Source organism: Saccharothrix sp. NPDC042600, from assembly GCF_040647305.1.
In the GTDB taxonomy this organism is placed as follows: Bacteria; Actinomycetota; Actinomycetes; order Mycobacteriales; family Pseudonocardiaceae; genus Actinosynnema; species Actinosynnema mutabilis.
Map to the genome: position 1 here is coordinate 40,843 of NZ_JBEZBW010000063.1, position 7,409 is coordinate 48,251.

At 72.2% G+C, this 7,409-nt stretch carries 8 protein-coding genes; 7 read left to right on the forward strand and 1 reads right to left on the reverse strand.

What is annotated here, in order from left to right:
• The first annotated feature begins 46 nt into the window (after positions 1–46).
• Entirely contained in the window at positions 47–622 is a 576-nt protein-coding gene (locus tag AB0A74_RS29325) for a sigma-70 family RNA polymerase sigma factor (protein WP_358254416.1), read from the forward strand.
• Here the strand turns inward: AB0A74_RS29325 and AB0A74_RS29330 are convergent.
• Positions 603–1,910, reverse strand: a complete 1,308-nt coding sequence (locus AB0A74_RS29330; RefSeq protein ID WP_358254418.1) for a glutamine synthetase family protein — start codon at positions 1,908–1,910, stop codon at positions 603–605. The genes AB0A74_RS29325 and AB0A74_RS29330 overlap by 20 nt on opposite strands.
• 38 nt (positions 1,911–1,948) lie before the next feature.
• Here AB0A74_RS29330 and AB0A74_RS29335 point away from each other — a divergent pair, with 38 nt between their 5' ends.
• From AB0A74_RS29335 to AB0A74_RS29360, 6 genes are all read left to right on the forward strand, one after another.
• Entirely contained in the window at positions 1,949–3,043 is a 1,095-nt protein-coding gene (locus AB0A74_RS29335) for an amidohydrolase family protein (RefSeq protein WP_358254420.1), read from the forward strand.
• Positions 3,044–3,079: 36 nt separating this feature from the next.
• Positions 3,080–4,357 (forward strand): DNA polymerase IV, encoded by a 1,278-nt coding sequence (locus AB0A74_RS29340; protein ID WP_343934512.1) that lies wholly within the window; start codon positions 3,080–3,082, stop codon positions 4,355–4,357.
• A gap of 60 nt (positions 4,358–4,417) precedes the next feature.
• Positions 4,418–5,059 carry a Crp/Fnr family transcriptional regulator gene (locus AB0A74_RS29345; RefSeq protein WP_343934511.1) on the forward strand — a complete coding sequence of 214 codons (642 nt, stop codon included), beginning with the start codon at positions 4,418–4,420 and terminating at the stop codon, positions 5,057–5,059.
• A gap of 84 nt (positions 5,060–5,143) precedes the next feature.
• Positions 5,144–5,401 (forward strand): hypothetical protein, encoded by a 258-nt coding sequence (locus AB0A74_RS29350; protein ID WP_358254422.1) that lies wholly within the window; start codon positions 5,144–5,146, stop codon positions 5,399–5,401.
• Between the two features lie 168 nt (positions 5,402–5,569).
• Complete coding sequence (locus tag AB0A74_RS29355; protein ID WP_358254424.1) at positions 5,570–6,385, forward strand: hypothetical protein; 816 nt, start codon at positions 5,570–5,572, stop codon at positions 6,383–6,385.
• A 241-nt stretch (positions 6,386–6,626) separates the two neighbouring features.
• Positions 6,627–7,010, forward strand: coding sequence for a DUF3040 domain-containing protein (locus tag AB0A74_RS29360; RefSeq protein ID WP_309116618.1), 384 nt, complete (start codon positions 6,627–6,629; stop codon positions 7,008–7,010).
• Positions 7,011–7,409 lie beyond the last annotated feature (399 nt).

Genomic DNA, 7,409 nt, shown 5'->3' on the forward strand with positions numbered 1-7,409 from the left:
GCGAGGAGCCCGCAGTGGGAGACCCGCACTTAGCCGAGGCCGCCTGATGGCCGACACCCCCGACCTCGACGACGGGGTCCGCAAGGCCGTCGCGGGCGACCGCACCGCCACCGCCTGGCTGCTCGGCGCCATCCGCCCCTTGGTCGTGCGCTACTGCCGCGCCCGCGTCGGCCGCCAGGAACGGTCCTTCGCCTCCGCCGACGACGTCGCGCAAGAGGTCTGCGTAGCCGTCCTGACGGCGCTCCCGACGTACAAGGACCACGGCCGCCCGTTCCTGGCGTTCGTCTACGGCATCGCCGCCCACAAGGTCGCCGACGCCCATCGCGCCTCCCTGCGCAACCGCGCCGACCCCGTCCCCGAGCTGCCCGACGCCCCCACCGACGAGGACGGCCCCGAGCAGGCCGCCCTGCGCGACGAACTCGCCCGCCACGTCGGCGACCTGCTGAAAGTCCTCCCCGAGAAGCAACAGGAGATCCTGCTGCTCCGCGTGGTCGTGGGCCTGTCCGCCGAACAGACGGCGGCCGTCGTGGACTCCTCGCCGGGCGCGGTCCGGGTCGCTCAACACCGCGCGCTGTCGCGGCTGCGCAAGGAGATGTCCCGCTTCAGTGCCGCCACCGGGTGACGCGCGCGACCTCCTCGGGCGACGCGCCGGCGAACCGGGCGACCTCCCCGCGCCGCACGTCCACGATGGTCGCCGCGAACTCCGGGCCGAACGCCTCCACCAGCACGTCGTCCGCCTCGAACGCCCGCACCGCCTCCTCCAGCGACCGCGGCAGCCGGGGCACGCCCGCCACGTGCACCGGGTCCACGTCCACCGGCTCCGGCAGCCGCAACCCGTCCACGATCCCGGCCAGCCCGGCGGCCAGCGTCGCCCCGACCACCAGGTACGGGTTGCCCGCGGGGTCGTAGCACTTGACCTCCAGGTCGCGGCCCTCGACCACGCGCAGCGCCGCCTCCCGGTTCTCCACGCCCCACGCCGCGAACGCCCCCGCCCAGTGCGACGGCACCAGCCGCAGGTAGCTGGCCACCGACGGGCAGCCGATCGCGCACAGCCCCGGCAGGTGCCGCAGCACCCCGGCCGCGAACGACTCCGCGTCCGGCGACCCGGCCAGGTTCCGCCCGTCCCGCCACAGGCTGACGTGCAGGTGCCCGCCGTTGCCCACCCCGTCCGCCACGACCTTCGGCGAGAACGACGCCCGCAGCCCGTGCCGCGCGGTGATCGCCCGGACGGTCTCGCGCACCAGCACCGCCGTGTCGGCCGCGTGCACCGGGTCCTCCGGCGCGGTGGACACCTCGAACTGGCCCGGCGCGTACTCCGGGTGGAACTGGAGCACCTCCACGCCCTGCTCGCCCAGCGCCGCCACCAGGTCGGCGCAGTAGTCCGACAGCTCGACCTGCCGGGTGTGCCCGTAGGCGGGACCGGTCGCGGCGGGCACGAAGTCGTCGGTGCCGGGCTGCCCGACCGCCCACTCCACCTCGAACCCGGCCCGCACGTCGTAGCCGTGCACGGCCAGGCGGTCGGCCATCGCCCGCGCGAAACCGCGTTCGTCCCGCTGGTGCGGCACGCCGTCCTGGTCGTGGCGGTCCGCCGGCGCCCACGCCCAGCCCGGCTGGCCCGCCAGCACGGTGATCCGGTCCAGGTCCGGGTGCAGCCGCAGGTCGCCCACCGGGCCGCCGGCGTGCCGACCGGCCACGATCGAGTCGTCCAGCAGGAAGGCGTCGAACACGGGGGACGCGCCCACGCCGTGCGCGGCGGCGTCCGGGAGTCTGCGCAGCGGCACGGACTTCACGCGCGTGATGCCGCTGTGGTCGACCCAGGTGATCGCGACGAGGATGACGTCCCGGTCGGCGAGGTCGTCCACGAGGTCGGCGGCCCGGTCGTACCGGCGTTGCCGTTCGTCCGTGTCCATGAGGTGCGTGGTTACACCAGGTCACTACTCTTCAACAAGTGGAGCCGCTGCTGCCTTATGTGGCCGAGTTGAACCTCGTGGACCACCACTGCCACGGGGTGCTGCGGGACGACGTGGACCGCACCGGGTTCGAGGAGTTGCTGACCGAGGCGGACGTGGTCAGCCCGTGGGGCACATCGCTGTTCGACTCGGCCGTGGGCCTCGCGGTGCGCCGTTGGTGCGCCCCGTTGCTCGACTTGGCGCCTAACGCGCCCGCCGACGAGTACATGGCGCGGCGGCTGTCCTTGGGGGCCGCCGAGGTGAACCGGGCGTTCCTGGTCGCGTCGGGGATCTCGGTGTTCCTGGTGGACGGCGGCCTGTGGCCGGAACGGTTGTCCGGGCCGTCGGTGTTCACCGGATCACGTGAATTCCCGGTGCTGCGGCTGGAGCGGTTGGCCGAGGAGGCGGTGGGGGAGGGCCCGAAGGCGTTCCCGGACGCGGTCCGCGCCGCGTTGGAACGCACGCCGGCCGTGGCCGCCAAGTCGATCGCCGCCTACCGGGTGGGCCTGGACCTGGCCCCCGAACGGCCGTCCGACGCGGAGGTCGTGGCCGCGTGCGAGCGGTGGGCCGGGAACGGTCGGTGCGCGGACGAGGTGCTGTCGCGGTTCCTGGTGTGGGAGGCGCTGGAGCGTGGGCTGCCGGTGCAGTTCCACGTGGGCTACGGCGACCGGGACGTCACGCTGCACCGGGCGGACCCGTCCCTGCTCACGCCGCTGCTGCGGGCCACCGAACCGCTCGGCGTGCCGATCATGCTGCTGCACAACTATCCGTTCCACCGCACCGCCGGGTACCTGGCGCAGGTGTTCCCGCACGTGTTCGTGGACGTCGGGCTGGCCACCCACAACGCTGGTCACCAGGCCGGACGGGTGCTCGCCGAGGCGCTGGAGATCGTGCCCTACGGCAAGTTCCTGTTCTCCACGGACGCGTTCGCGCTGGCCGAGCTGTACCACCTGGGCGCGCTGTTCTTCCGGCGCGCGCTGTCGGACTTCCTGCTCTCGGCCCTGCGCAGGCATGCTTTCGCGGAGGCCGACGCCGTGCGCATCGCTCACCTGATCGGGTGGGAGAACGCGCGCCGGGCCTACCGTTTGGACTAGACTGTCGAACAAGCGTTCGGACCGGGGGGAGGGTTCATGGGCCGCAGCGCGAACCTGCCGCGCGGCCTGGTCGACCGGTTCCGGGCGCGGGGCGACGTCTGGCCGGACGACACCGGCTGCTCGATGCTGCACGTCGACATGGATGCCTTCTACGCGTCCGTGGAGATCCGCGACAACCCGGAGTTGGCCGGCAAGCCCGTGGTGGTCGGCGGCACGGCCAACCGCGGTGTCGTGTCGTCGGCGAACTACCTGGCGCGCGAGTACGGCGTGCGCTCCGCCATGCCCACCTCCCACGCCCGGCGGCTCGCGCCGCACGCGGTGTTCGTGATGCCGAACTTCGCGCGCTACCAGGAGGTGTCCCGGGGCGTGATGGCGATCTTCCGCGACATCACCCCCCTGGTCGAGCCGCTGAGCCTGGACGAGGCGTTCCTCGACGTCAGCGGGGCGCTGCGGCGGCTGAAGGCGACACCGGCCCAGATCGGGGCACTGATCCGCCGGCAGGTGGAGGAGGCGCAGGGGGTCACCTGCTCGGTCGGCGTGGCGCCCACGAAGTTCCTGGCCAAGCTCGCCTCGGGCATGTGCAAGCCGGACGGGATGATGGTGGTGCCGCGCTCCGACGTGCTGGAGTTCCTGCACCCGCTGCCCGTGTCGGCGCTGTGGGGCGTCGGCAAGCGCACCGCCGAGCAGCTCGACCGCGTGGGGCTGGAGACGGTGGCGGACGTGGCGGCCACCCCGTTGCCCCGGTTGCGCCGCGTCCTGGGCGTGGCGCTGGCCGAGCACCTCCACGCCCTGGCGCAGGGCCTGGACGACCGCCCCGTCGTGCCGTCCACCAGGGAGAAGTCGATCGGCGCGGAGGAGACGTTCGAGGTCGACCACTACGACCGCGAGGTGCTGCGGCGGGAGCTGCTGAGGCTGTCCGAGCGGTCGGCGGCCACCCTGCGGCAGCGCGGGCTGCGCGGGCGCACGGTGTCGATCAAGGTGCGGTTCGCCGACTTCACCACCATCACGCGGTCCAAGACGCTGCGCGTGGCCACGGACGTGACCCGCGAGGTCTACCAGACGGCCTCGACCCTGCTCGACGAGCAGGTGCCGCCGGGCGCGGTGCGCCTCATCGGCGTGCGCATCGAGCAGTTGGTCGAGGGCGACGACGGCGAGCAGCTCATGTTCGACGCCCCCGAACGCGGCTGGCGCGAGGCGGAGCAGGCCGCCGACCAGGCGCGAACACGCTTCGGCCGGGCGGCCGTGAAACCCGCGTCCCTGCTGTCCTCCGCCCCGGCCCAGCCGAACCTGCCCGAACCCAAACCGGACCGCTAGGCGCGCCGTTCGGGTGGTCGTGCCGGACAGCGGGGGCGATCATGGGCCACCCTGTCGGGCGTGGACCGTTTCTGGGGTCTCCTCACGCCCGCCGAGCACGCGGTGCTGGCCGCGACCGGCACCGAGCGCGACTACGCCAGCGGGGCCGTGGTGTGCCACGAGGGCGAGGTCAGCCGGCACGTCCTGGTCGTCCTGCGCGGGTTGCTCCGGGTCACCGCCGCCACCGCCAACGGCGGCGAGAAGGTGCTGGCCGTGCGCGGCGCGGGCGACATCGTGGGGGAGCGGTCCGCGATCGACGGGCGACCCCGGTCGGCGACCGTGCGCGCCCTGGTGGACGTGCGGGCGCTGGTGCTGACCGACACGGCGTTCGCCGACCTGTGCCAACGCCGGCCGCGCATCGCGTGGGCCGTGCTGACGGTGGTCGTGGCGCGGCAGCGGGACACCGACCGGCAGCGCATCCAGTTCAGCGGCACCGCCACCCAGCGCGTCGCGGCCGTGCTCATCGACGTGGCGCTGCAACGCGGGATAGCCGACCAGGGAGCCGTGTCGCTCAGCCAGGAGGAGTTGGCGGGCATCGCCGGGACGTCCCGGGAATCGCTGGTCCGGGTGCTGCGATCACTGCGCGAACAGGGCATCATCAGGACAGGTCGCAAGAAGATCGACATCCTCCAGGTGAGCCGGCTGTACGACCTGACCACCTGAATTCCCCTCGTTGTGCGTCATCTGACGCAGAAGGCGTCCGTCATTCCCCTTACAAATGAGCCATGACGAGCTGAAGGGGGAGAGATGAACCGAAACGAGGAACCCGCCCGGTCGCGCCGCCGCTTCACCGAACGCCTCGCTTGCACCCTGGTCTTCACCGCCGTCCAGCTGTGGGCCGCGGCCGTGATCATCACCCAGTTGGACACGAACGGCCTGGTCGCGCTGGCCGTGGCCGTGGTGGTGTCGGGTGCGCTGGTCGCCGTCTACGACGCGTGGCAGACCGTGCGGGCGGGGCGGCGAACGTTGGACGAGGAGATCCGCGAGGACTTGGTCCGGCTTTAGCGGGCCACACGGCGGCCGACGAGGGGCGGTCGTCGTCTCCCAGAGGCCTTCTGCGGGCGGTCGGGTCCGCAGAAGGCCTCTTCCGCTTGTTTGTCCACAGCCCCGGAGTTGTCCACAATCCGGCATTCGCTGCTCGCCGAGTCGTTCGTCGGGCCCGATCGTGGACCCATGCACACCAAAACCCGAACCAGCATCACCGTGGAAGCCCTGGCCACCCTGTTCCCGCACCAGGTGGCGACCGCGGCCGACCTGATCACCCTGGGGCTGGACCACGAGGAACTGGTGACCAGGCGGCAGTCCGGCGAGTGGCAACCCCTGCTCCCGGGCGTCCTCCTGCTGACCCGGAAACCCGCGACCCGTCGCCAACGGGTGCAGGCGGCGCTCCGCTACGCCGGCCCGGGCGCACTGCTTACCGGTCTGGACGCCCTGCACCTGCACGGCCTGCGCACAGTCCCGGCAACCGGTCAGGTCCTGCTCCTGACGCCCCGCCCGATGGAACCCACCGACGAGGTCAAGGCCCTACGCCCCCGAACCACGGTCGAGCCGTGCCTGCGAGCAGGCTTCCCCACGGCCCCGCTGCTGAGGGCGGTAGCCGACACCACAAGGCACCTGACGTGCCCACACGCGCGCCGCGCTGTCCTGCGGGACGCCGTTCACCGAGGCGGCATCCCGCCGTCAGACCTCGCCCGCCTGCTGTCAAAACGAGGGGAAGAGATCAAACACTTCCTGACCACCCTCACCCCCACCCGCCCCACCACGCCGACAGGCCCCACCCGCATCCGCACGGCAGCCCACCCCCGCACCGCCACCCACCCCGGGAAGGCCTCCTCGCCCTCGCCCGCCGCGGACGCTCCACCGGCCACACCAACCCCGCCGGGCAGAACCGCCGTGCCTCGACCGTCGCTGCGAGTACACCCCTCACCCACCGGTACTTCGGAGTTCCGAATAGAGTCGGCGGGCGCGGACGGTCGCGCAGGGGGTTGACAGTTGACCTTGGGCGTCGTCGGCGACTCCGGGTGGTCCGTTTCGTGACCTCACGAAGGTCCTACCGTTGACCCGTGAGGATGATGGTGACCGAACGAACCGCTTAGGGGCGCGGACTGGGTAGTCGCCAAGCCTCGCGAATCGTATCCTGGTTGTGACGCCCCCAGGGTGGGGCGTCCGCCGGGACCGGCGGCAACCGTGAACACCCGGCGCCCGCGACCGCTGTGCCGGAGGAGGAGCCATGCCACTCTCCGAGCACGAGCAGCGACTGCTCGACCAGATCGAGCGCGCGCTCTACGCCGAGGACCCGAAGTTCGCATCCACTGTGCGCGGCGCCAAGCTGCGCAAGCCGTCCCGACGGCGTCGCATCCAGGGCATCGCGCTGTTCGCCGTGGGTGTGGCTCTGCTGGTGACGGGTGTGATGTTGCCGAAGCTCGCTGGTATCCCGGTGGTGAGCGTGGTCGGCTTCTTGTTGATGTTCTTCGGCGTGCTGCTCACCGTGACGACGCTGCGTCGTGGTGACCAGGGTGCCGACGAGCCCAGCGAAGAGGGAAGCCGCCCCAGCCGCAGCTCGTTCTCCCAGAAGATGGAAGAGCGTTTCCGTCGTCGCCTAGAGGACGAGTAGGAAGCCATTGCCCCCACGGCCCGCCCTCCCCGGAGGGCGGGCCGTGCGGCATGCCCACCCACCCCCACTACCCCTACCCCACCCCCTACTAGCGCGCGCTCGACACATCACCCAAATCGAGCGACATACAGGATCCGCGACCAAACCCCATCTCACGCGTCCCGTAAACAAGGAGCGCGGCACAACGGCAACCCGCACCAAGGCCACCACCCCAGCCTGGGCGCGCAACTAGTCCGGCCCGCAACTAGTCCGGGCCCGCTCGATGCGCAACTCGCCGCCAGCCAACCACGCCCGACACGTGCACTGAGCCGCCGCCCACGCCACGCCGCCCACGCCACGCCGCCCGCCCCGCCCCGCACGCCCCGCACGCCCCGCCCCGCACGCCCCGCCCCGCACGCC

What these genes read in the sequence shown, in the direction of transcription:
- AB0A74_RS29325 (WP_358254416.1), top strand. Translation starts at nt 47, where the DNA reads ATGGCCGACACCCCCGACCTCGACGACGGGGTCCGCAAGGCCGTCGCG.
- AB0A74_RS29355 (WP_358254424.1), top strand. Translation starts at nt 5,570, where the DNA reads ATGCACACCAAAACCCGAACCAGCATCACCGTGGAAGCCCTGGCCACC.
- AB0A74_RS29340 (WP_343934512.1), top strand. Translation starts at nt 3,080, where the DNA reads ATGGGCCGCAGCGCGAACCTGCCGCGCGGCCTGGTCGACCGGTTCCGG.
- AB0A74_RS29360 (WP_309116618.1), top strand. Translation starts at nt 6,627, where the DNA reads ATGCCACTCTCCGAGCACGAGCAGCGACTGCTCGACCAGATCGAGCGC.
- AB0A74_RS29330 (WP_358254418.1), bottom strand. Translation starts at nt 1,910, where the DNA reads ATGGACACGGACGAACGGCAACGCCGGTACGACCGGGCCGCCGACCTC.
- AB0A74_RS29350 (WP_358254422.1), top strand. Translation starts at nt 5,144, where the DNA reads ATGAACCGAAACGAGGAACCCGCCCGGTCGCGCCGCCGCTTCACCGAA.